Annotated in this window: 15 protein-coding genes and 1 tRNA gene; 6 read left to right on the top strand and 10 right to left on the bottom strand. The window is 40.2% G+C overall.

The window, feature by feature from the left end; genetic code table 11:
* Nucleotides 1-11: 11 nt before the first annotated feature.
* Entirely contained in the window at nucleotides 12-2,387 is a 2,376-nt protein-coding gene (locus tag WKT12_RS02810; protein ID WP_340318746.1) for an ABC transporter permease, read from the top strand.
* Between the two features lie 221 nt (nucleotides 2,388-2,608).
* Here WKT12_RS02810 and WKT12_RS02805 read toward each other — a convergent pair.
* Nucleotides 2,609-2,697 (bottom strand) — tRNA-Ser (locus WKT12_RS02805).
* A gap of 196 nt (nucleotides 2,698-2,893) precedes the next feature.
* Here WKT12_RS02805 and WKT12_RS02800 point away from each other — a divergent pair.
* From WKT12_RS02800 to WKT12_RS02785, 4 genes are all read left to right on the top strand, one after another.
* Nucleotides 2,894-4,528, top strand: a complete 1,635-nt coding sequence (locus WKT12_RS02800) for a DUF6377 domain-containing protein (protein WP_340318745.1) — start codon at nucleotides 2,894-2,896, stop codon at nucleotides 4,526-4,528.
* A 504-nt stretch (nucleotides 4,529-5,032) separates the two neighbouring features.
* Nucleotides 5,033-8,005, top strand: a complete 2,973-nt coding sequence (locus tag WKT12_RS02795; RefSeq protein ID WP_340318744.1) for a SusC/RagA family TonB-linked outer membrane protein — start codon at nucleotides 5,033-5,035, stop codon at nucleotides 8,003-8,005.
* 17 nt (nucleotides 8,006-8,022) lie between these two features.
* Nucleotides 8,023-9,702 (top strand): RagB/SusD family nutrient uptake outer membrane protein, encoded by a 1,680-nt coding sequence (locus WKT12_RS02790; RefSeq protein ID WP_340318743.1) that lies wholly within the window; start codon nucleotides 8,023-8,025, stop codon nucleotides 9,700-9,702.
* Nucleotides 9,703-9,704: 2 nt separating this feature from the next.
* A complete protein-coding gene (locus WKT12_RS02785) occupies nucleotides 9,705-10,982 on the top strand; it encodes a histidine phosphatase family protein (protein ID WP_340318742.1) in 1,278 nt (425 codons plus the stop codon).
* A gap of 60 nt (nucleotides 10,983-11,042) precedes the next feature.
* Here the strand turns inward: WKT12_RS02785 and WKT12_RS02780 are convergent, their stop codons facing one another.
* Nucleotides 11,043-11,747 (bottom strand): M48 family metallopeptidase, encoded by a 705-nt coding sequence (locus WKT12_RS02780; protein WP_340318759.1) that lies wholly within the window; start codon nucleotides 11,745-11,747, stop codon nucleotides 11,043-11,045.
* 307 nt (nucleotides 11,748-12,054) lie between these two features.
* On the opposite strand from WKT12_RS02780, the gene WKT12_RS02775 reads away from it, so the two are divergent.
* The gene (locus WKT12_RS02775) at nucleotides 12,055-12,363 is read left to right on the top strand and encodes a hypothetical protein (protein WP_340318741.1); all 309 of its coding nucleotides are present in this window, start codon (nucleotides 12,055-12,057) and stop codon (nucleotides 12,361-12,363) included.
* A 184-nt stretch (nucleotides 12,364-12,547) separates the two neighbouring features.
* On the opposite strand, the gene WKT12_RS02770 is transcribed toward WKT12_RS02775, so the two are convergent.
* The 8 genes from WKT12_RS02770 to WKT12_RS02735 all read right to left on the bottom strand — a co-directional run bounded on the left by WKT12_RS02770 (nucleotide 12,548) and on the right by WKT12_RS02735 (nucleotide 24,061).
* Nucleotides 12,548-13,012, bottom strand: coding sequence for a hypothetical protein (locus WKT12_RS02770; RefSeq protein ID WP_021970899.1), 465 nt, complete (start codon nucleotides 13,010-13,012; stop codon nucleotides 12,548-12,550).
* Entirely contained in the window at nucleotides 13,002-13,511 is a 510-nt protein-coding gene (locus WKT12_RS02765) for an RNA polymerase sigma factor (RefSeq protein WP_340318740.1), read from the bottom strand. The genes WKT12_RS02770 and WKT12_RS02765 overlap by 11 nt, the downstream gene beginning before the upstream one ends.
* A gap of 65 nt (nucleotides 13,512-13,576) precedes the next feature.
* Nucleotides 13,577-14,350 carry an acetylglutamate kinase gene (gene argB, locus WKT12_RS02760; RefSeq protein ID WP_340318739.1) on the bottom strand — a complete coding sequence of 258 codons (774 nt, stop codon included), beginning with the start codon at nucleotides 14,348-14,350 and terminating at the stop codon, nucleotides 13,577-13,579.
* 20 nt (nucleotides 14,351-14,370) lie between these two features.
* Nucleotides 14,371-16,263 (bottom strand): biosynthetic arginine decarboxylase, encoded by a 1,893-nt coding sequence (speA, locus tag WKT12_RS02755; RefSeq protein WP_340318738.1) that lies wholly within the window; start codon nucleotides 16,261-16,263, stop codon nucleotides 14,371-14,373.
* Nucleotides 16,264-16,291: 28 nt separating this feature from the next.
* Complete coding sequence (locus tag WKT12_RS02750; RefSeq protein WP_021971635.1) at nucleotides 16,292-16,819, bottom strand: shikimate kinase; 528 nt, start codon at nucleotides 16,817-16,819, stop codon at nucleotides 16,292-16,294.
* Nucleotides 16,819-19,149, bottom strand: a complete 2,331-nt coding sequence (gene topA, locus WKT12_RS02745; protein WP_340318737.1) for a type I DNA topoisomerase — start codon at nucleotides 19,147-19,149, stop codon at nucleotides 16,819-16,821. Before topA ends, WKT12_RS02750 begins: the two co-directional genes overlap by 1 nt.
* Before the next feature lie 227 nt (nucleotides 19,150-19,376).
* On the bottom strand, nucleotides 19,377-21,041 hold the full coding sequence (locus WKT12_RS02740; protein ID WP_340318736.1) for a TonB-dependent receptor: 1,665 nt from the start codon (nucleotides 21,039-21,041) through the stop codon (nucleotides 19,377-19,379).
* On the bottom strand, nucleotides 21,038-24,061 hold the full coding sequence (locus tag WKT12_RS02735; protein WP_340318735.1) for a tetratricopeptide repeat protein: 3,024 nt from the start codon (nucleotides 24,059-24,061) through the stop codon (nucleotides 21,038-21,040). Before WKT12_RS02735 ends, WKT12_RS02740 begins: the two co-directional genes overlap by 4 nt.
* Between the last annotated feature and the right edge of the window lie 8 nt (nucleotides 24,062-24,069).

The raw sequence follows: 24,069 nt of genomic DNA, 5'->3' as shown, positions 1-24,069 counted from the left end.
AATCCAAGCGAATGATGAAAAGAGCCCTACAGAATCTTTTCCGGAAAGGAGAAGGTAACCTAACAAAAATTCTCTGTCTGGGTGTGGGAATAGCCATCGGACTGGTAATGCTTGCCGAAGTAATTTTCGAACGGTCGTATGATAACTTTATTCCCCATCTGGAAGACACTTATATCATACAGGAAAATTATAAGCATCAAGGTAATGACTGGAAAAATCACAACACCGTATCGGGAGCTATTGCCCCGGGTATCAAACGATATTGTCCGGAAGTAGAAGCCGCCACTCGTTTTACCATATTGAATGAAGATCTGCTGTTAACAACCGATGACCAACGTACCATAAAAGGTAATGCTTATTTGTGCGACAGCTCTTTTTTCGAGGTCTTTCCACGAAAAATCTTAATGGGAGAAACGCCCCATACCGGACTGGAAAAAGCCAACAATGCTTATATATCAGCCAAACTGCTGAAAGTACTGGGAAATGATATTATAGGCAAACAACTGACTTGGAAAGTCTTCCCGGATTTTCATCTGACGGTAGTAGGAGTCTTTGAGGATTTCCCGGAAAATACTCATCTGCCGAAAATAGATATTGCTGTAGCTTTGCCTACCATTGGCCAAATAATGGGAGACGGAAGAAACAATTGGCTGGGGAACGACCGTTATTCCGGATATATCCGCCTGCGGCCCGGTACAGATCCGCAAACGCTGGAACCTAACATCAAGCACATGCTGTACACCAATGCTCCGATGGAAGAGCTGGAACGTTCGGGCAGCCAGTTTTACCTGAACCTGAAACCTGTAAGCAAGATCTTTCTATCCTCGGAATACAACCGTATCATGAACATCGTATTCCTCGTCTTTGCCTTTATCATGCTGGCTGTAGCAGTCCTGAACTATATCCTGCTGGTTGTTTCATCGGTAGTGAAACGAGCTAAAAGTATTGCTACTTACCGCTGTTACGGAGCAGAAAGCAAGGATATTTATCGCATGATACTGGTAGAGTCAGCATTGCACTGCTTCATCGCTCTGATACTTGCCGTACTCATTGTTTTCGGTCTGCAAGATTTTCTGCAAGAACAAATGGGACATAGTTTGCGAGCCTTATTTTCTCCCACTGCTTTAGTGCTGTGCCTGATGGTCGTTATTGCTGTTGCTATAATTTGCGGAGTAATGCCCAGCTATATATATACACGCATACCTGTCACTTACGCCTATCGTCGATATACAGAGAATAAACGACAATGGAAGCTGGGACTCTTATTCGTACAGTTCATGCTAACTACCTTCTTTGTCTGTCTGCTTACCGTTATCGGACTTCAGTATCAGGCATTGACCAATTATCGCACCGGATTCGAATATAAGAATATACTTTATACTTCCCTATCCGGAACTCAGAACATAGAGCGTGAACGTTGCATACAAGAACTAAAAAGGCTTCCTAATGTAAACGGAGTAACCTGGGGATATCAGGAAATGTTTATGAAATGCAGCGGAAACAATGTATACGATTCACAAAACGATAAGGAATACATGAATATTGCCGATATGTATGATGTAGGTCCCGACTATCATAAAGTATTCAGTATCCCCATTTTGGAAGGAACGGGCTTTACCACCGAACTGGGAGATAGTGTGAGTCAGGAAGTAATGGTGAGCCGTAGCTTCATCGACAAGATGGAAAAACTCGCCGGATGGACAGGTTCTCCTATTGGTAAGCAAGTCTTTATCACAGAGCATCAAGGTCGTCCTTATACTATCTGTGGTGTGTACGAAGAAATTCATCTGGGTTCTCAAGTTGCGGAAGATTTCGACGATCGCCCAACGGTGATGTTCTACAACACGCATCCTAACCATCTTCTTTACATTCGTTTGAAAGAAATGGGGCCGGAGCAAATAAAGGAGGTACAAGACATAGTCAGCCGTACCATGCCCAGTCAGGAAAAACACGTATATAGTCTCGACCTGGAAATGGCTAATCAGTACAACATGCTGTTACACGTAAGAAACAGTATACTCTTTGTCGGACTATGTATTCTGGTAATTGCACTTATCGGCCTGATAGCCTATATCCGTGATGAAGTAAACCGCCGACGTTCGGAAATAGCTATCCGTATCATTCACGGAGCACAAGTAAAGGATGTACAATTCCTCTTCTTGAAGGATATTCTGAAAATAGCCATTCCTGCTGTTCTGATTGGAACCGCATTTGCACTATTTGCCAGCAACCGCCTATTGGAATTGTTTGCGTTCAAAATCAACCTCACAGGGTATATCTTCGGAGGATGTATCCTGGTAGTACTCATAATCATGTTGATTCTCAGCACTTCAATGATATGGAAGGCAGCACGCAGTAATCCAATCAATAATTTAAGAACAGAATAAAATAATAAGTGTAAGCGCTTTTGACTAAGAGGTTTTCCCAACTATCAGGACGGGATAACCTCTTTTTTATTGCATCATAAAGCAACCGAAAAGCCACAACACAAAGAACCCCTTCCTGTTTTTGAAAATCAGGAAAAAACGAAGGAATGAAAACAAACTGCACATACAACTTTTTTCTTAGAACAAAAATAAAAAGGGAATATATTATCGAATCATAAAAGCGGAAAGAGTGGGATTCAAACCCACGGAACGGACAAAGCCGTTCACCGGATTTCGAGTCCGGCCCATTCGGTCACTCTGGCATCTTTCCTTATCCGCCGCGAATATACAACCTTTTCTGTTTCGTTGTCATCGCCAAAGCTGAAATTTTCTCTTAATCTTTACATTTATTTCTCTTACAAAACAGCAGACTAAAATCATTTCACGAATTTAGTCCAACAACTTTCCCTTTTTGAGCGATTTTCGTATCTTTACCCGCAACAAACTAAGATCTAAAATCTTATTGAATGATGAAAAATATTTTTTCCTTTATACTGATAAGCATTATATGTTTTTTTCAGTCTGGATGTTCAAAACATCAAACTGATGATGAAGATCTATTAAAAGAATTGGATTCAGTAATAAAGGAACGTACCCAATATAATCAGGCAATAGAAGAAAAAATAGATAACCTAAATAAAATATTAGATTATTCATCAGATAAGAATCCACAAGCCCAATTTGAATTATTAGGCAAGCTTTTTAACATTTACCGTTCATATAAAGTTGACAAAGCTAAGGAAGTTGCCCAAAAACGTCTACAAGTAGCTAAACAACTGGATAGTGCATGTATAAAAGAAGCATTGATGAATAATGCTGACGCATTATACAAACTGGGCAATTATCACAAAGCCTCCGAAATGTTGAATGAAATTTATCCAGATTCAACGATTTACAGTAATAGCTATTTCCATTATCTACGACAAGCTATACCTCTATCTATTTCAAATGAAATACACCCAAAGAATAATAACAATATTTCCAACAATAAACAATTAACCTATTGTAAAGACGCCATACAAGCCAATAGACCCGGCACGTATGGATATATATCTAATTTATATAAACAAACCTTATCAGAAAAAGATACCATAGGAGCGATACAATTGCTGGAGAAATTTTATACGGAAACAAATCCAGACAGCCTTAAGCCCAATAAAGCCAGCATAGAATATGAAATAGCCAATCTTTATCTTCTACATAAAGATACGGTTAAAGCTAAACATTACTTAATATTATCTTCTCTGACAGATATTAAAAATGCCAAGAAAGTATATATGTCTTTACAAGATCTGGCTATGCTCTTATTTTATCAGGGCGACATAGAACGAGCATACAGTTATATATTATGTGCACTGGAAGATATAAACTTCGGACACGCCAGATATCGATTTACAGATATTTTAGCTTATCTCCCCATTATCAGTGCTGCCAATGAAATGAGAGTCCAAAAGAACGAAACGCAATTTGTTATTTTTATATCTGTACTCTCTATTCTTATTCTGTTATTAATTACAGCGTTTATCTTATTAAAGAAAAAAACAGATAAATTGGAAGATACGAAAAATATACTAAAGGAACAAAATCAACACTTAACAGAATTATCTGATAATTTGAGATTAATGAATGAACAGATAAAAGAAAAAGAGCATATACAAGAAGAATACATCGGACTTTTGTTTAACGTTTGTTCAGAACACCTCAAGAAGCAAAATATGCTCTATAAAGGTCTGAATCGTATCACCAGCAATGGACGCATAGCAGACCTGTCAAAATTTATCAGTGAACAACAAAGCAGTTCTGATGATTTCAAGGAATTCATCCACAAGTTTGATAATATATTTCTTAACATTTTCCCAAATTTCATAGAAGATTTTAACCAGTTGCTTCGTCCGGAAGAACGTATACGCCCTAAAGAAGGTGAATTATTAACACCGGAACTGCGTATTTATGCATTAATGCGGTTAGGTATCCATGATAATGCTAAGATTGCCAGTTTTCTGCATTATTCGCTTCAAACCGTATACAACTACAGAATGAAAATGAGAAATAAGGCAATTCCTGAAAAGAGAGATCTTATTTCTCAAGTTCAATCGCTCTAAACACCAGTTACTCACATATTACTTCCGGCCTTTTCACTAAAGGTTATAGTACATTATATATCAACGCATTAGCCTTGACCGTTTTTCATATATACTTACTCTTCTCTTCAAGCCAGAACGAATAAAAACGTTCCAGCTAATTTTGTATGTGTCCAATGGATATAATACCATTCGATTCAACTATTAAAAAACTACCATTATGAAAAACCAGTCAACCTTAAAAAAATGCAATCGGCTTAAAACCTTTACTTTTCCTCGTCAAAAGGATTATCCATTAAAGAGATCTTCTCTCTCATTACTCTTTTCCTCATATTATTTAGCTCAAATCAATGTAAATAACTTATAAAAAAGTTACTTAAAACGCGCTAAGAAGATACGCTAACATTCTATTTACCTGTGCATTACATTTCAGCACATGTTACTTTACAGTTGTAAAAGACACATTGTAAAACCAATGAAATATTCAGACCATACTTTTGTACCAAAAATTTAAAACATCGCATTATGAAAAAAGCAAAGACACGCAGTAATTTGTTAAGGCTGATAGGAACTCTACTGTCTGCCTTATTGCTTTGCGTAAATATACACGCGCAGGGCTTGATTGTAAAAGGCCACATAACTGATGGCAATGGCGAACCTGTTATCGGAGCCAATATAGTTGTAAAAGGAACGACAATTGGTACCATAACTGATTACGATGGAAATTTTACTTTAGAGGCTCCTGATAAAAAATCAATTCTCCATATCGGATATATAGGCTATAAAGAATTAGAAATCCCAGTATCCTCAACTCCCCTGAATATCATTTTGCAAGAAGATACAGAATTATTGGATGAGGTAGTAGTCATCGGCTATGGTACTGTAAAGAAATCTGATGCTACCGGTTCTGTTACAGCAATAAAACCTGATGAATTTAACAAAGGATTACAAACGACAGCACAAGATGCCTTAGTTGGTAAAATGTCTGGAGTAAATGTTGTATCCGGATCAGGTGCACCAGGTTCCAGCGCAACAATACGTATCCGTAGCGGGGCCTCACTTTCCGCTTCTAATGATCCGCTTATCGTTATCGATGGAGTACCCGTAGATAATTCGACAATAGAAGGTGGAGGTAACATTATTGGTGCAATAAACCCCAATGATATCGAAACATTCACAATATTAAAAGATGCCTCTGCTACAGCCATTTATGGATCACGTGCTTCCAATGGTGTCATAGTTATTACAACTAAAAAAGGGACAAGTAATAAACCTCAAATAAACTATTCATTGAATCTGGCAATGAGTGCTACAGCCAAACGTCTAGAAGTACTCAATGCCGAAGAATTCAAAAGTTTTGTCCCTACAGTAACCGGTGTACCTGCCAACCCATCATTTGGAACAGCTTCCACCGATTGGCAAGATGAAATTTACCGTACAGCTTTTTCACAAGAGCACAACTTATCTGTTTCAGGAAAAATAAAGGAAAAAACTCCTTTCCGTGCTTCTGTTGGCTACACAAACCAAGCAGGTGTTATCCGAAACAATGACTACCAACGTGTAACATTTAATGGAGGTGCATCACCCAAATTCTTTGATAATCACTTGACAATTGACTTAAATCTAAAATTATCATATGAAAGCAATGATAAAGTGGACGACAGTGTTGTAAGCAACGCGTTGAGATATGACCCAACACGTCCTGTAAAAACAGGTAGTGCTACTGCTGCAACTGACCCAGGATTAGGCTATTTCATTTGGATGAATGGGAACTCCCCAATGGCTATCCAGACAGATAATCCAATAGCACAACTTGAACTACAGAAAGACAACACAGCTATTCTTCGTTCTATCGGTAACGCAAATATCAATTACCAAGTACATGGCTTTGAAGATTTGCAATTTACCCTTAACATGGGCTACGATATCCTTTCCAGTAAAGAAAACAAGGACGTCCCAGCACTGGCAGGTATGATGTATACTTCTAACATGAAAGATGGGACTGGTTTGGCATACGATGGTAAACAAGAGAAAAAGAATACACTACTCGACTTTTATGGTACCTACTCCCCTGATTTAGGCGAGAAGCATAGTTTCAGCTTTATGGGAGGCTACGGATGGCAACATTTTTGGAGAAAGTTTAATACAACAACCTTATCTCCTGATGGAGCAGAGCTCTTCTCACCTACACATTATGAAACAGAATACTACCTGCTATCATTATATGGACGCTTGAACTATACATTCAATAACCGTTATATGATTACAGCTACATTACGTGCTGATGCATCATCACGCTTTGCCAAGGACAACCGCTGGGGATATTTTCCTTCCGTTGCATTAGGATGGAAAATCAGTGAAGAAGATTTCTTTAAGGAACAAGATGTGATGACAGATTTCAAGCTTCGTTTAAGTTATGGTCAAACAGGACAACAAGATATTTTGAATGATTATCCTTATATGACTACCTTCAATGTTTCTTATCCTGAATCGTCTTATCTTTTCGGAGATACCTGGTATCGTACTTACCGGCCTAATGGATATGATCCGGATATCAAATGGGAAACAACTACAACCTACAATGCAGGTATCGATTTTGGCTTTCTCAATAACCGGATATATGGCTCTATCGACTACTATAAACGACATACCAAGGACCTATTAAATACAATTAATGTTATTGCTGGAACCAATTATGCACCAGTCTTAACAACCAATATCGGGGCAATGGATAATCAAGGAGCCGAATTCTCTATAAATTTTGTTCCCATAAGTACCAAAGACTGGAACTGGAACGTAGGTTTCAACTATACTTGGAATGACTCTAAAATAACCAAACTGAATATGGTAGACTCCGAAAATAACTTTGTTCAAACTGGCTCAATTTCAGATACAGGGAAAACAGTACAAGTCTTCATGGTAGGTGAACGTCCATATACATTCTATCTCGCCAAACAAGCATATGATGAAGCCGGAAAGCCGATAGAAGGTAAATATATACAACCGGACGGAAGCATTTCTTCCACAGAAACACGTTATGCAACAGGTAAAAGTGCCTTGCCGACATCCTATCTCGGATTTAACACCCAACTGAGTTATAAAAATTGGGATTTCGCCATAAGCGGACACGGCTCATTTGGCAATTATATGTATAATTATGTAGCTGCCGACCAATATTTACAATCCGTATACAGTGACCAAGGAAGTTATTCGAATATCTTGAAAGTAACAAGAGACACCGGCTTCCAAACCCAACAACTTTATTCTGACTATTTTTTAGAGAATGCTTCATTCTTCCGTATAGACAATATTTCATTAGGTTATACTTTCAATAAACTTTGGAATAAATCAAGCTCATTACGACTTACTTTCGGAGTTCAAAATGTAGCAGTCTTTACTGGTTACTCTGGCTTAGACCCCGAAATATATAGTGGAATAGATCGTGAAGTATATCCACGTCCGAGAACTTACTCACTTAGCGCAAATCTTACCTTCTAAATTAAAAGATTATTATTATGAGAAAAATATTATATAGCTTATCTGTTCTATTCTGTCTAATCTTATCTTCCTGTTTTGGAGATTTAGATACCATGCCTTTGGATGAGAGTCAATTGGTTACTGAAAAAGTATATAGCACTGCCGAAGGTTATACCGGAGTACTTGCAAAATGTTATGCATCACTAATTCTAACCGGACAGCAAGGTGGTGATGGTGGTGACGGTGACCTTGAAGGAGCCAACGAAGGTTATTCTGGATACATCCGTTTACTATTTTATCTGGAGGAACTTGATACAGATAATTTTCTAATGCCTTCGACTTCAAATGGATTAAGACAATGCTTAAACCTCCAATGGGACGCAGCAAATGCATCTGTAGTTACATGGACTTATCAACGCCTGTACATGACTATCGCTTACACCAACGAAATTTTACGCGAATGCACTGAAAGCAAACTGCAAGAGAGAGGTGTATGGGATGCTCTGAAAGATGACTATATACACTACCGAGCAGAAGCTCGTTTTATACGTGCTTACTGTTATTCAATGTTATGTGATTTATTTGGCTCTGTCCCTTACATAGATGAAAATACAGGAGTAAAAGATATTCCACAACAATGGAGTAGAAAAGAGATTTTCAATTTTGCACTTACCGAATTACAACAAATAGAAAATGACTTGGCTGCACCAGGAGAGAATGAATACGGTAGGGTTGACAGAGTAGCCGACTGGTTCTTACAAGCACGTATGTATTTGAATGCTGAAGTCTGGACAGGAGAAGAAAATTATCAGAAAGCCTACGAATATGCAAAAAAAGTAATAGACGACGGACATTATCCGTTGGCATCAGACTACCGTCATATATTTCTTGCCGATAATGAAACATGTAGTGAAATCATTTGGCCTTTAGTACAAGATGGTCAACATGCACAGAGTTCAGCTGGCACAAACTTTTTCGTAAAAGCTTTTGTTAATGGCCCGATGGATGAACTTTATCAGACTGGAGTCGGTTCACGAGGATGGGGCAACGTACGAGCTAAAACAACATTAGTAGATGCGTTTGATGCCGATGATGTAATATTCAACACAGAAGATACTTGGGGAAATCAAAAGAAAGACAAACGCGCACAATTCATGACAGCACTACCCGGACAAGTAAAAGAAACATGGGATGAAAACATGGCTATGACAAGTACTTTCACTTGCGGATATGGTTATATTAAATGGAGAAATGTAACCAAAGATGACCAGCTATGCGCTGCCGGAGATACATATACCTCAATTGATTTTCCATTATTTCGTACTGCCGATGCTTACCTAATGGCGGCAGAAGCAATTCTCAGAGGAGCTAATGCTCCCAGAAGTACAGCACTGGATTATGTAAATGAAATACGTGAACGTGCATATATGTCTGACAAATATGCTCAAGCAGGAATACGTTCGGATGTATCTGGTAAAATTAACGAATCGGAGCTTAATCTTGATTTCATCCTTGCAGAACGTCAACGTGAATTTGCCAGTGAACTTGTAAGAAGAACTGATTTAATTCGTTTTGGTAAATTCACTAAAAACAACAACTGGGACTGGAAAAATGGTGAACGTACGGGAACAGATGTCGATGATAAATATCTTTTATTCCCTATACCAGAAAGTGAATTAGTAAATAATCCTACTTTAAAACAAAACGAAGGATATTAACAATGAAATTACAAAATTATATTATCACAGCAATAATCCTGCTGACCGGTCTGCCCGCTTTAGGGCAGACTACCCAACAGGAAATGACTGATAACATCAATAAAACAGCAGGAGTATACTACGCGTATCCCATATCCGACCTGCAACCGCAAACTAAAGTTCCTCAAGGATACAAACCTTTCTATATCAGCCATTATGGACGTCATGGCTCAAGATACCTAATAGCTGATAACGACTATAAGTGGGTTATTGAACTTTTTCAACAAGCCAAGCAACAAAATGCACTGACAGAATTAGGGTATGATGCGCTAAAACGGCTTGAACTATTATGGAAAGAAGTTGAAGGCCACGGAAGCGATCTCACACCATTAGGGGTACGTCAGCATCAAGGTATCGCCGAAAGAATGTATCATTCGTACCCAGAAGTTTTCACTGATAATAAAAAGATTTCGGCCCGATCGACTATTGTATTGCGCTGTGCAATGAGTATGGTAGCTTTTGGTGACAAGCTAAAAGAACTTAACCCGAAACTCATCATTTCGTATGAAGCAAGTCCTAAATATATGAATTATCTGAATTATCATTCCGATGAATCTAATATGTTCACTTCTGACAAAACTGGGCCATGGGTAGAAGAATATCGCAAATTCGAATTAGAACATACTCACCCTGAACGTATAATAAACAGTTTATTCAATAACACTAATTTTATACGTAAACATGTAAATCCTCATAACTTGATGTGGGGTTTATATTGGATAGCCAGCGATATGCAAAATGTAGAAACAAAGGTCTCTTTTTATGATTTATTCGAAAAAGATGAATTATTTGACTTGTGGCAATGTATTAATTATCGTTTTTATGTATGTAATGCAAACCATGCAGACAGTAAAGGGATAGTAATAGCAAATGCAAAATCTCTTCTAAAAAATATCCTTGATAGTGCAGAAGAAGCCATCGCTGATCCCTCTATAGCCTCTACTTTACGTTTCGGACATGACGGTAATGTCATTCCGCTTGCAGCTATATTGCATCTGAATGATTGTGATGTATCTGTCAACAGGCCGGAAGATGTATATAAGGTTTGGTCAGATTATAAGGTAGTACCAATGGCAGGAAACATTCAAATTGTTTTTTACAAAAGAAACAATAACAATGAAGATATCCTTGTAAAATTTCTTCTCAATGAACAAGAAGCAAAAATTCCTCTGAACACAAATATATTTCCGTATTATAGATGGAAAGATGTCAAGAGCTACTATACCCAGCTGCTTATGTAATAATAAAATCCTCTTATACAAACCATAAGAGGATTTTTCATATCATTTTAAAATCACTTGCTAAAAAACAGGACGATATGCATGTAATTCCTTACGTAGTGCTAAAGCCTTGCCATCTGTCATCTGATTTAATAATTCCCAAAATCTCGGACCATGATTCATCTCACGAGTATGTGCCAGCTCATGCAAAATAACATAATCCATTAAGTGTACAGGCAAAAGCATCAGGTAAAACGACAGACTGATATCTTTTTTCGAAGAGCAACTTCCCCAGCGAGAACGAGCTTTCGAAATACTTACTTTATGATAAGGTAGTTCAAACTGACGGGACCAATATTGTACTAACGGAGGAAGATAATCTTGCGCTTTCTTTCTCATTGCACGCATCACTGCATTCTTCACTAAAGCCTGAACCCTGTCAGTCGTAAAATCAGCAGTAACGGGACAAGCTATGACGACCGTTTCGTCCTTTAGCTTTACCGTAAAATTCTTTAAAGGAGAAGCCTCTAATCTCAATCGGAAACATTCTGCTTCAATAGAAAAACTTAAATCAAAAGGTCGAGGCTTTATCTCTGCACATGCATGAAGCAATTTCTCGCGAAAAGGAGCAATAGCATTAAGTAAGGCTGTTATACTCCGATAAGGAGGAGTCGTTACATGTAATCCATTCTCCTTTACCCTCATTGTTATATTACGAGCTGAGCGGCGGACCATAAAATGAATCTGCCCAAAATCTTTATCGGGAATAGTTTGTTTCTTACTTATCATACAGCAAACTTACGGAAAAAACCTCATATATCTTCTATCGTCATACTGCTTTTAGCTTTCTACTGTCGCCTGGTATATATCTTTTCAATAGCTTCTTAACCTTTTCTCTGTAGATTTTTCGTGGCTTTCACATTTCAAGCTCTACATATTCGAGGAACAATTCCTCAATACGTTTCGGTACCATAAAAATTAATCATATAGCAAAGCCCATAAAATCAATTATTTAAGAAAAACTTTGCCTTTTGGCACGCTACTTGTCTTTACATTTACAGAAACAATTGTCTAACTATAAAAAATAACGATTATGAAAAAGATTTTTGTAGCAATAGCATTAATAGCAAGTTTAGGAACATCCGTTTCATTTGCAGCAACAGAAACAGCAAACGCAGTCAGCATCGAACTAAGTGCAACTGATTATACTCCGATTGAAGTCAAAGATTTACCACAGGCTATACAAGAAACTCTGGCGAAAAATCTCAGTGAATATACAGTTAAAAGTGCAGCTTATCAACAAGATGAAGATGGAGTGAAAACTTATCTGGTAACACTTGTTGATGCCGAAGGTTCAGAAGCCAATGTACTTTTTACAGAAAATGGTGAAATCATAGAATAAGGACATCGTCGTTCATTTCATACTATTAGTGGGTACACAAGAAAAGGATTACTGCTCACGCGGTAATCCTTTTTTATTGAGTTAGTAAATTTTAATGTGAGAGAATTGAAACTTCACAGCCTCATCAATGATTTTTCTTAAATAAGCACTAACTATTTATATAAAAGCAAATGAAAATGTCAATTTACTGTTTTTCCAAATCAGGCTGCTCTGAAACTTTCATCGGAGCCTTTACCGAATCAGCCTTATAAGCTACCTGCGGATCGTGTGTGTTATTTTCAAACTGATCGTAAACATACACGATACCACCTTTGGTTCCATCCATGGAATGTTTCACCACTCCGCCCACTGTAAATAAAAGAGCCATTACCGCAGCTGCCTTGAACAAAGGCATAAAACGTGTACGTAAAGTAAGGCGTTTAGCCTTCACTACCGGTCTTTCAATTTCAGCCAGAATACGTGAATCAAAGTCATCACCCAACTTTACTTCCTTTTCAGCTTCCTGATAAGCAAACAAAGGCTTATAACGAAGTAAATGTGCCGGAACTTCTTTCTGATGGAAGAAAGAACGAAGAATCTGCTCTTCTTCTATGGAAGTTTCGCAATTCCAGTACTTCTCTAAAAGTTGTTCAATGTACTTATAGTCCATAGTTGTCTATCTCGCTATATTTTAATTTAATCCGCTGCCTTGCTCTAAACAAATTTACCTTTACCTGTTCTTCTGTTAATTGCAAGACATCAGCAATTTCCTTATAACTTTTCCCTTCTACATCCCGAAGTTGTACGATAGTCCGTTGTTTCTCTGGAAGCTCGTTTATCAAACGATGTACCAGCTTGATTTGCTCGTCCTGTTCATATTTTCTATCGGGCGTCAATGCATCAGGCATTTCCTGCGTTTCTGGAGTCAATTCCATATTCTGAGCTTCCAGTTTCTGGCTGCGGTCGATTGCAAGATTTCTTGCGACAGTCAAGCAATATGCTTCAATCGAATCGAACTGCGACCATTCATCTCGCTTGTTCCACACCTTAATCATAGTATCCTGCACGATATCCTCCGCTTCGGCACTATCGAAAGTGATCCGGAGTGCCAGCCTGTAAAGTTTGTCTTTCAGCGGCAATATATCATTTCGGAAACTAATTTCTCGCATTGCTTTCTATAATAATGACGGGTGAGTTACACAAAAGTTACACCCACCCGCCTATTTTTTTTGAATTATTTTTTTATTACTGTACCCGACTTACCGTCAATGGCTGATGCTAAGGTTATTACGACCTGGGAAACTCCGGCCTCAACCGCCGAAAAAGAGTTCTCAAGTTTAGGAATCATGCCTCCTTGTATCACCCCTTCTGACACATATTTTTTAAACAGCTCAGGAGTTATAACCGGAATGACACTATCATCGTCTTCGGCATCACGCAAAACACCCTTCTTCTCGAAGCAATAAATCAAAGTAACATCAAATGCTTCAGCCAGTGCCTTTGCTGTTTCACCCGCTATCGTATCAGCATTGGTATTGAGCATATTACCTTCGCCATCATGAGTAAGCGGAGCCATAACAGGCACGACTCCCCGGCTAATCAGAGATACAAGCACCTCAGCATTGACATGTTTTACATCTCCGACAAAACCATAATCTACCTCTTTAACAGGACGCTTTACCGAACGAATCACATCCATGTCTGCGCCTGTCAGTCCGACTGCATTTACGCCTTTCGCCTGGAGTCCGGCTACAATATTCTTGTTTACCAGTCCTCCATAAACCATCGTAACAACTTTCAATGTTTCGGCATCAGTAATTCGGCGTCCATCTACCATTTTACTTTCGATACCCAACTGCGCCGCGATTCTGGTAGCCGAACGTCCACCACCGTGCACCAGCAACTTATAACCGGGAATGGCCGAAAAATCGGAAAGCAACTGATTCAAAGTAGCAGCTTCCTCTACTATTTTTCCACCTACTTTTACAATAGTCAGTTTCTCTTTCATCGTATACTTATTTTGTATTATTATTCCAAATATGTATATCCGTACAACCCAGAACGATAGTTGGCCAAAAATTCTTTTCCTTCTTCCAACGAAATTTTACCCTCTTTTACAGATTTGGTAACCCATGTTTCGAGCGTACGAACCAGTTTTTTAGGATTATACTGTACATAGTCCAGCACTTCTGCCACAGTTTCACCATCAATAACCTGGTCTATCGTATAGCCTTTTTCATTGACAGTCACATGCACAGCATTCGTATCACCAAACAGGTTATGCATATCACCCAAGATTTCTTGATAAGCTCCTACAAGGAATACACCTATATAATAAGACTCTTTCGCCTTAATGGAATGTACCGGCAAATCATGCGATACATTACGCGTAGACACGAAATTGGCAATCTTGCCATCTGAATCACACGTAATATCTTGTAAGGTAGCCGTACGGTCCGGACGTTCATCCAGACGCTGGATAGGCATAATCGGGAAAATCTGGTCTATCGCCCACGAATCCGGTAAAGACTGGAACAGAGAGAAGTTACAGAAATATTTATCTGCCAACAGTTTATCCACATTACGGAATTCATCAGGAGCGTGTTTCAAGCCGGATACAATATGATTGATTTCACGACAAACCGACCAATATAAACGCTCAATCTGTGCACGCGTCTTCAAATCAACAATACCATGGCTGAACAAATCCAGCGTTTCCTCACGAATCTGCTGTGCATCATGCCATGCTTCCAGCATCCTACTCTGGTTCAAGTTATCCCATATCTGATATAATTCCTGAACCAGTTCATGATCGTTAGGACTAACCTCAAAGTCTTCATCCATTTCTGGTAAAGAAGCCGTTTCGAGTACCTCAAAAATCAAGACAGAATGGTGTGCCGTCAATGAGCGTCCACTTTCAGTTATAATATTCGGATGTGGAATATTGTTCTTATTGCTGGCATCCACCATAATAGAAATTGAGTCGTTTACATATTCTTGAATGGAATAGTTTACGCTACTTTCACTATATGAAGAACGTGTTCCGTCATAATCAACACCCAGTCCGCCACCTATATCGACAAACTCCACCGGAAAGCCGAGCTGGTGCAACTGCACATAAAACTGAGAAGCCTCACGCAAGGCCGTCTTGATACGGCGAATCTTGGTTACCTGACTTCCAATATGGAAATGAATCAACTTAAGGCAATCTTTCAAATCTTTCTTTTCGATAAAGTCAAGCGCTTCGAGCAACTCGCTGGATGTCAACCCAAACTTACTTGCATCACCCCCACTTTCTTCCCATTTTCCACTTCCAGAAGAAGCCAGTTTAATGCGAATTCCTATATTAGGTCGTACATTCAACTGCTTGGCTATCTTGGCAATCAGACGGAGTTCATTCAGCTTTTCCACTACCAGAAAAATACGCTTACCCATTTTCTGCGCCAACAAAGCCAGTTCGATATAACTTTCATCCTTATATCCGTTACAAATGATCAGCGAATCAGAATCCGTATTAATGGCAATAACAGCATGCAATTCGGGCTTCGAACCAGCCTCCAGTCCCAGATTAAACTTCTTACCATGACTGATAATTTCTTCGACAACCGGTCGCATCTGATTCACCTTAATAGGATAAATAATAAAATTTTGAGCTTGATATCCATATTCCTCAGCAGCAATAGTGAAACAGTTGGATATCTTTTCGATACGGTTATCCAGAATATCAGGGAATCGGACAAGCATCGGAGCTGTGACATCCCTTAACTGAAGTTCATCGACCAATTCTTTTAAGTCGACGGCCACACCGTCTTTACGCGGAGTTACTACTACATGACCTTTGTCATTAATACCAAAGTATGAAACACCCCACCCAGTAATGTTGTAGAGTTCTTCAGAATCTTCAATACGCCATTTTCTCATTTCACAACATAAAGTCTACGTTTATAATCTATTTATCTAATAATAATTTCAGTTGCGCTACTGATTCGCCAATTTGTTCATGGCTTTCCAGCCGTTCAGCATTAAACTTATATTTAGCTTGTTTATAGAAACACATACGTTTCTGCAAAGCTGTATTTATGACATCCATCAATTCTCCATCTGTTTTATCAGCCAACAACGGCCGCTTTGCCTTAGCTATTTTCAGACGGCGGAATAATACTTCAGGACAAACATCCAGAAAGACAGTATCACCTGCACGATTCATATAATCCATATTATCGAAAAAGCACGGTGTACCCCCTCCGGCTGCAATCACAACATTTTCAAACTCTCCAGCTTCATGCAGCATATTCCTTTCCACCTCACGGAAACCACTTTCCCCCCGCTCGGCAAACAAGTCCTGCACTGTCTTATGAAAACGTTCCTCGATATACCAGTCCAGATCAATAAACTGGAGTTGCATGGCCCGGGCAAACGCTTTTCCCAATGTCGTCTTACCCGATCCCATATAACCAATCAAAAAGATTCTCTTCATTATTTCTTTTTTACACCGCCACGCACTTTGCGAACCTCAGCTTTTTCCTTCTGCAATTCAATTACCTTGAAACAAGCATCCAGTGTCAAGTCGGCCGCTTCTACATTCTCAGGAATCTTATAATTCTTTTTCTGATATGCAATATACGGTCCATAACGTCCATTCAAAATCTGCATATCCGGATCGGCATCAAAAGTCTTGATAACTTTCTTGGCAGCTGCATCCTGTTTCTCACGAATCAACTTCTCTGCATCATCCAGTGTAACAGCCATCGGATCCATATTCTTAGGAATGGAAACGAATGTATTATTATAACGTATATACGGTCCGAAGCGTCCTGTACCAACGGTAACAACAGCTCCTTCCAACTCACCCAGTGTACGAGGAAGTTTAAACAAATCGAGAGCTTCCTCCAATGTTATAGTTTCCAGTGAATATTCTTTCTTCAACTGAGCAAAACGAGGCTTCTCCTCATCATCGGCAGTACCAATCTGAACAACCGGTCCATAACGTCCGATTTTCACCGAAACAGGTTTTCCGCTTACCGGGTCTACCCCCAGCATACGTTCACCCACCTTATGTTCCGACTTGGCAGCCATTGTATCTTCTACCAACGGGTGGAAACCATCATAGAAATGTTCCATCACATCCGTCCATTTCTTATCTCCTTCCGCAATCTCATCGAATTCCTTTTCCACGCTTGCCGTGAAATTATAATCCATAATTTGCGGGAAATATTCTTTCAGGAAGTCATTGACAACAATACCCACATCCGTAGGAATCAGCTTAGCCTTTTCGCTTCCCGTTATTTCAGTCTTGGTACTTTCTGTAATTTTATCATCCTTCAGCCGCAAAATTTCATAGCTGCGTTCCACTCCTTCACGATTACCCTTCTCAACATAACCTCGCTGCTGAATAGTAGAAATAGTAGGAGCATAGGTAGAAGGACGACCGATACCAAGTTCCTCCAATTTACGCACCAAACTGGCTTCCGTATAGCGCGGAGGAGCCTGTGTAAAACGTTCCATGGCGATAATCTCCTTGCAATCGAGTGACTGTCCTACCTCCAAAGCCGGAAGCAGACGACTTTCATCCTCCTGTTCCATATCTTCATCGAACGACTCCTTATATACACGCAAGAAACCGTCGAAAATCACAACTTCTCCCACGGCTATAAACTTATCTTCATGTCCGCTTATCGCAATGGTGGCAGTCGTCTTTTCAAGTTCAGCATCAGCCATCTGTGAAGCCAATGTACGTTTCCATATCAAATCATACAAACGCTTTTCCTGAGAAGTTCCTTCTATTGTTTCGTTCGACATATACGTAGGACGAATAGCCTCGTGAGCTTCCTGCGCCCCCTTGGTTTTAGTCGTAAAATGGCGTGTATGTACATACTTTTCCCCCATCAGTGAAAGAATTGTATCATGGCTCGTGCTTAAAGCCAGATCCGATAAATTCACAGAGTCAGTACGCATATAAGTAATCTGTCCGTTTTCGTACAACCGCTGTGCCAACATCATAGTTTGTGCTACCGTATAGCCCAACTTACGTGCAGCCTCTTGCTGCAAGGTAGAAGTGGTAAACGGAGCAGCAGGCGATTTCTTTATCGGACGAGTAGTAATATCTTCTATTTTAAATCCGGCATTTTTACAACTCTCCAAAAAAACCTTTGCTTCTTCCTTAGTTTTAAAACGCTTTCCTAAATCAGCCTTAATTTCAGCTCCCTTGTCATCGGTAAAAATAGCGGTAACTTTATAAGAAGCTTCACTTACAAACGCATGTACATCACGCTCACGTTCCACAATCAGACGTACAGCGACCGACTGTACACGTCCAGCCGACAAAGAAGGCTTGATTTTCTTCCACAATACCGGGGAGAGTTCAAAACCTACAATACGGTCAAGGACACGACGAGCCTGTTGTGCATTAACCAAATCAACATTAATGTCACGCGGATGCTCAATGGCTTTCAGAATAGCAGTCTTGGTAATTTCATGGAACACGATACGCTTTGTCTTTGCCGGATCCAGTTCCAGCACCTCAAACAAATGCCATGATATAGCTTCTCCCTCACGGTCCTCATCGGATGCGAGCCATACCATATCGGCTTTCTTCGCTTCCTTCTTCAATTCCGTAACCAGTTTCTTTTTATCTTCCGGCACTTCGTATATCGGAGCGAAGTGGTTCTTTATATCGATGCTGAACGCCTTCTGTTTCAAATCGCGAATATGTCCGTAACTTGAAAGTACTTTATATCCCTCTCCCAAGAACTTTTCAATGGTTTTTGCCTTAGCAGGGGACTCAACTATTACCAGATTATTTTGCATAACTTCTGTAATCCATTTAGTGATTTTGGGACAAATGTATGAAAAAACCTGAAGTACACCATATAATAAGGTGTGTTTTTCTAAAATTCTTCCTTTTTTAGATCATGAGGCCCATTAAATACGAAAAGGAGAATACATTTTACTCCAAACAATTTTTACAGCCTATCATAAAAAAAGCCTGTAACGGAAATAGGTCCGCTACAGGCTTTGCTCTGAGTATACTGTTATCAGAACCGGAAACTTATACCAGCCAAAGCATTAAATCCTTGAGAAAGATAACCTGACTGAGTAATATAATCGCGATTCAATACATTATCGAAACGGGCAAAAACATTCAGACAATTGAAAAATTCATAACCTGCCGAAAGTGACAGATTATTCATTGCATCAGCTCTCTCCAAATTACTTACTTTGACACGGCCCTCATAACGATAATCTGCCGAGATCCAAAATTCATTATACACTTTCGCACGTGCCGAAGCTTCCAGTACAAACTGAGGCTTCAGATAGAGAAGCGCCTCCGCCTCATCTTTTACATTCCAGCCATAATAAGTTCCGTTGACTGAAAAGTCGAAAATATCCTTATAGCCATAAGCTACTTTCGCACCTCCATAGCCAACTTTTGCCTTTTCCTGCAACAACAGAGAATAGCAATACGGAAAATGTTCCTCCAGAGCTCCTGGAATCAGAAAGATTTCATCCTTTGTAACACGATACCCTCCAAACAGTTGGAAGCCAAGTCCCGGTATTGGAGAAGCCTTGAATCCCGCCTGAATATCAGCCGGAGTATACGATGTGCGCATCTGGCTAATTTGTCCCCAATAAGGAGAAATCTCATTCAGTTGACGAAAATCGTTCAACTGAGTACCTCCCGTAGCATGCAAATACATCACATATGTATCAGAAAAAGTATAATCAACCTTTACATCCGGAGCAGCCTTTATGCCACTGCCATTAGCCGACTGCCAGTCGACATGCGCTCCCACGCGCAAGCGTACATCATCACTTTCCAACGTATAATAAGGATTCAGCTTCAGCAATGTATAGTCAGTTTGTTCCACATCGTGAATCAAATTATCCATACCCAATGCTATACCTACCCGCTGCTCCTCGTTCAAAGCTCCGGCAATAAATCCAACCGTATGGAATATATTTTCCGATCCATGTCGCATATAAGGAATATCATACTTACGGCTAAAGCTACGCAAGCCTGTCTGTATAGAAAACTCTACAGGAAGCTGGCCCTCTACAGAAGACACCCCTACATATCCTTCACCTAATGTATAATGCTGTCGGGTAGTTTCATACATATTCTGAATTTCTTTTGCTTTCCCCGGCATATAGTTGAATACCTGTGAAGTAAAAGCCCCTCCCAATGTAAGTGAAACCTTCTGGAAATCATGTTTGTAATCCAGTGCTACATCCGTACGGTAAAAGCGAGATTTCCAATCCCCCTCCTCGGGTAGTAAAGAAGAAATACTACCATACATACCATATAAGGAACCCATGAACTGCAAACGGTCACGACGGGAAATACCCCACAAATACGATGCTTTCAGGTCGGCATTGTTCCGGCTACCATAAGCTCCTCTGATATATCCTCGAGGAGCATCCGGCTGTTTCTGTTCACTGGTAATCGGAGCCATCGGCGAAAAATTCCATGTTGTGAGCGGACGCACCGAAGTTGCATAGTCAATATGCTGTTTTGCCACAGCAGGCTCCTCCACTTTTGGCAACACATTTACCTTAAAGGCATCCATCACTTCGGGATTATATTGATTCTCCACCACTACGGTACGGTTCAATGTAGAATCTTTTGCCTGCTCCTGTGCATAACCTTTTACTACAGGCAGCAGTGCAACTCCCATTATAATAGCAGATATATGTTTCATTGTTTACTTCCCTTATTTAGTTTAGCCAATCGAGTTTCTATCATGCCAGCAATGTCATCGTCTGCCTGATAGTTCTGCTGTAACGACAGCAGGTATTGTCTGGCATCCAAGTCACGTCCAAGTTTCATGTATACGTCCGACAACAACACGAAACTTCTTGCCAGCCAATAAGCATGCGGCGTACTGACTTCAATATAATCGAGTACTTCCTTTTCAGCCTTATCAGTCTGTCCGGCATTGAAATATAGCTGTGCAAGCAAATATTTAGCCTCCGCTCCATAGACATTACGAGTATCCTTCGACAAGAAGCTCAGGTCACTCATCGCTTCTTTCGACTGTCCTTCGGCAAGCAAAGCCTTTGCCCGATAATAATAAGCTTCATTTTTCAGTTCCGGAGTCAGCTTACTTTCAGCAATCAAGCCCGAAGCCATAGCCACAATTTCCTGATAATCCTTTATCATCCAGGCACTGCGCATTGCCCCCGTACGAGCCTGTACACGTTCTTCCTGCGAAACAGCCCGGTCTGCCATACGCTTATAAAGTCCTAAAGCCTTTTCATACTCTTTTCCTTTGTAAGCCATATCGGCACATATAGCCATTGCTTCGCCCGAGAATTTATTGTCAGGATATGCAACCACTTTATCCAAATGCGAAGCTGCACCTGTATAATTTTTCTCATTATAATCTATCAATCCTAAATAATAATGTGAATTTACGCTGAATGCTCCCTGCGGGAACGATTGCAGGTAACGAACAAAACTGGCCTTGGCCTCAGCAATATTGCCACGCATGTATACACGTTCGGCAGCCACATAGGTCAATGAATCACGTTCATTCACATCGAAATTAGCTCCACCCGGAATAGTAGAGGCAAATGCCATATAATCATCTACTCTGTTCAGGTCGATGTAGATTGACTTCAAGTCACGCTGGGCCAAACGAGCTTCTTCACTACCTGGATAAGTAGAGATTACTTTCTTATAAGCAGCTATCGCCTCATTATATTTATCATCCTGATAATACAACAAACCGATTTCATTGGCTGCGCGACGCGACAGCGGACTTTCCGGATAGCGCTGTACCAACAAAGAATAACGTTTAATAGCATTGGCATTATCTTCCATCTGTACAAAAGCACGTCCCTGTTCATAGAGTGCATCATCTATGTATTGAGATTCAGGGAATCCGGCAATCAGACGGTTCAGCAAATCAATCTTCTTTCCATATTCGCGCTGTAAGCCCTTAATGATACTTTGCTGGAACAGCGAATAGTCCGACAACGACATGGAATAACCGGATGCCTGAACATACTGCACATCGGCCGCATCAAACCGTCGTGCATAGAAATTGCAGTCACCCATTCGGTTATAGACATCAGCCACAACATCATTTTCCAGACGGATACCCGACTCGGCACAGCGTGTAAACCAAGTCAATGCCTTGTCATACTGCTTTTGCTTGAATGCGGTATAACCTAAGTTATACAAAGCCAATCCATACTCCGTACTACGCCGGTCGGGAGCAAATTCCAAGAATTGACGATAGTCGGATGCCGCAGCATTATATTGCTCCAAACGATATTTCGATTCACCTCTCCAATAATAAGCATCTGCCTGAGTCTGCTGATTATAGCGTCCTAATTGAAGGGACTGGGAAAAATAGTCAATGGCATTTTCAAAAGCAGCCTGTGCAAAAGCTTGTGTTCCCAGACGGAACAATAATTTCTGCTTAGCTTCCAAAATACGATTTCCCGGATGACTGATCTTAGCTATCGAATTCAGTGCAGCCGTATAACTGCGTGTATTCATATAAACCTCAATCAAGTAGTCGTTGACCTTTTCTGTATATGCCGAATTAGGAAACTCATTCAAGAAACGTTCGAACACAGTGACCGACTCGGCAAAAGGAGAATAAGACGTTTCGTGTATGCACAGAGCATAATTATAAAAAGCCTGTTCCTTAATACCCCGATCGTAGTTCATGGCCGAAGCCTGCTCGAAAGCCATACGTGCACGGTTTCTCTCCTTCAACTGCAAATAAGCGAGTCCCATATGTAAATACGCATTCTGGCTCAATGCATCTTGCCGTGTAGTAGCCTCCCCCAGCATAGCAGCAGCTTCCGAATACACTCCGGTATTAAAATAACTCATACCCAGCTTATACAATGCATTACGATCTGCACTGGTTTCGGTTTCATTACGATAAGCCGACAGGTAACTGATAGCGCCAGCATATTGTTTCAATCCGTAACATGCCTCGCCGCAAATACGTTTCATCTCCACCGCCTTCTCCTGACGAGGATATGCTTCCAGATAAGTAGAAGCAATCTGCCGTGCTTGCTGATAATTACCCCCAATCAAATAAATGTCGGCAATATAATAAGGTGCCAGTGCTGCATACTTTGGAGTAGCCCCTGCTTCACGAAATCCCTGCAAAGCCTTATTGTACTGTTTCTGTACATAGTCGATATATGCAAGATAATAAACAGCATCTATGCGATATTCGCTACTGACTTCTTTCAGAATATTAAGCCATACAGAAGCCTCGTCCAAGTTTCCCATTTTCAAGTAAGCCGTTCCCATACGCAAAGTACAGGCATCACGCTCCTCGTCAGCAAGCAAGTCGAACAGACAAGCCTTAAATGTAGCAATCGCTTCCGGATATTTTCCCTGAAAGAAATAAGCTGAAGCAATGAGCGACTGTACCCGGTTCGTATAACGCGAATCAGGATATTGCTCCAGATAACGCTCCAACTGCTGAATACAGTCGGGAGATTTCAGCTCATACGACGTACATGCAAGCATATAAGCGGCCTCATCGGCCAGTGAAGCTTGCGGTTTCTGTTGTACATAGCGAGACAACGTTTGCCACGCCGCCGCATAGTCACGACGAAGAAATAACTCCTTGCCGTCGTCAAACAGGCGGCGAGAGTCTATCAGTGGCTCAACCTGCTGTGCCATCGCCATGAACGGCAACACACACATGGCTCCTGCCACCCATACATGTTTCTTGTTCTTCATATCTATAT

It is taken from the genome of Phocaeicola sp. HCN-6420 (assembly GCF_037890145.1).
GTDB lineage: Bacteria > Bacteroidota > Bacteroidia > Bacteroidales > Bacteroidaceae > Phocaeicola.
The sequence above is the reverse complement of the archived record's forward strand: the minus strand, read 5'-3'. Positions and strand labels throughout refer to the sequence as shown.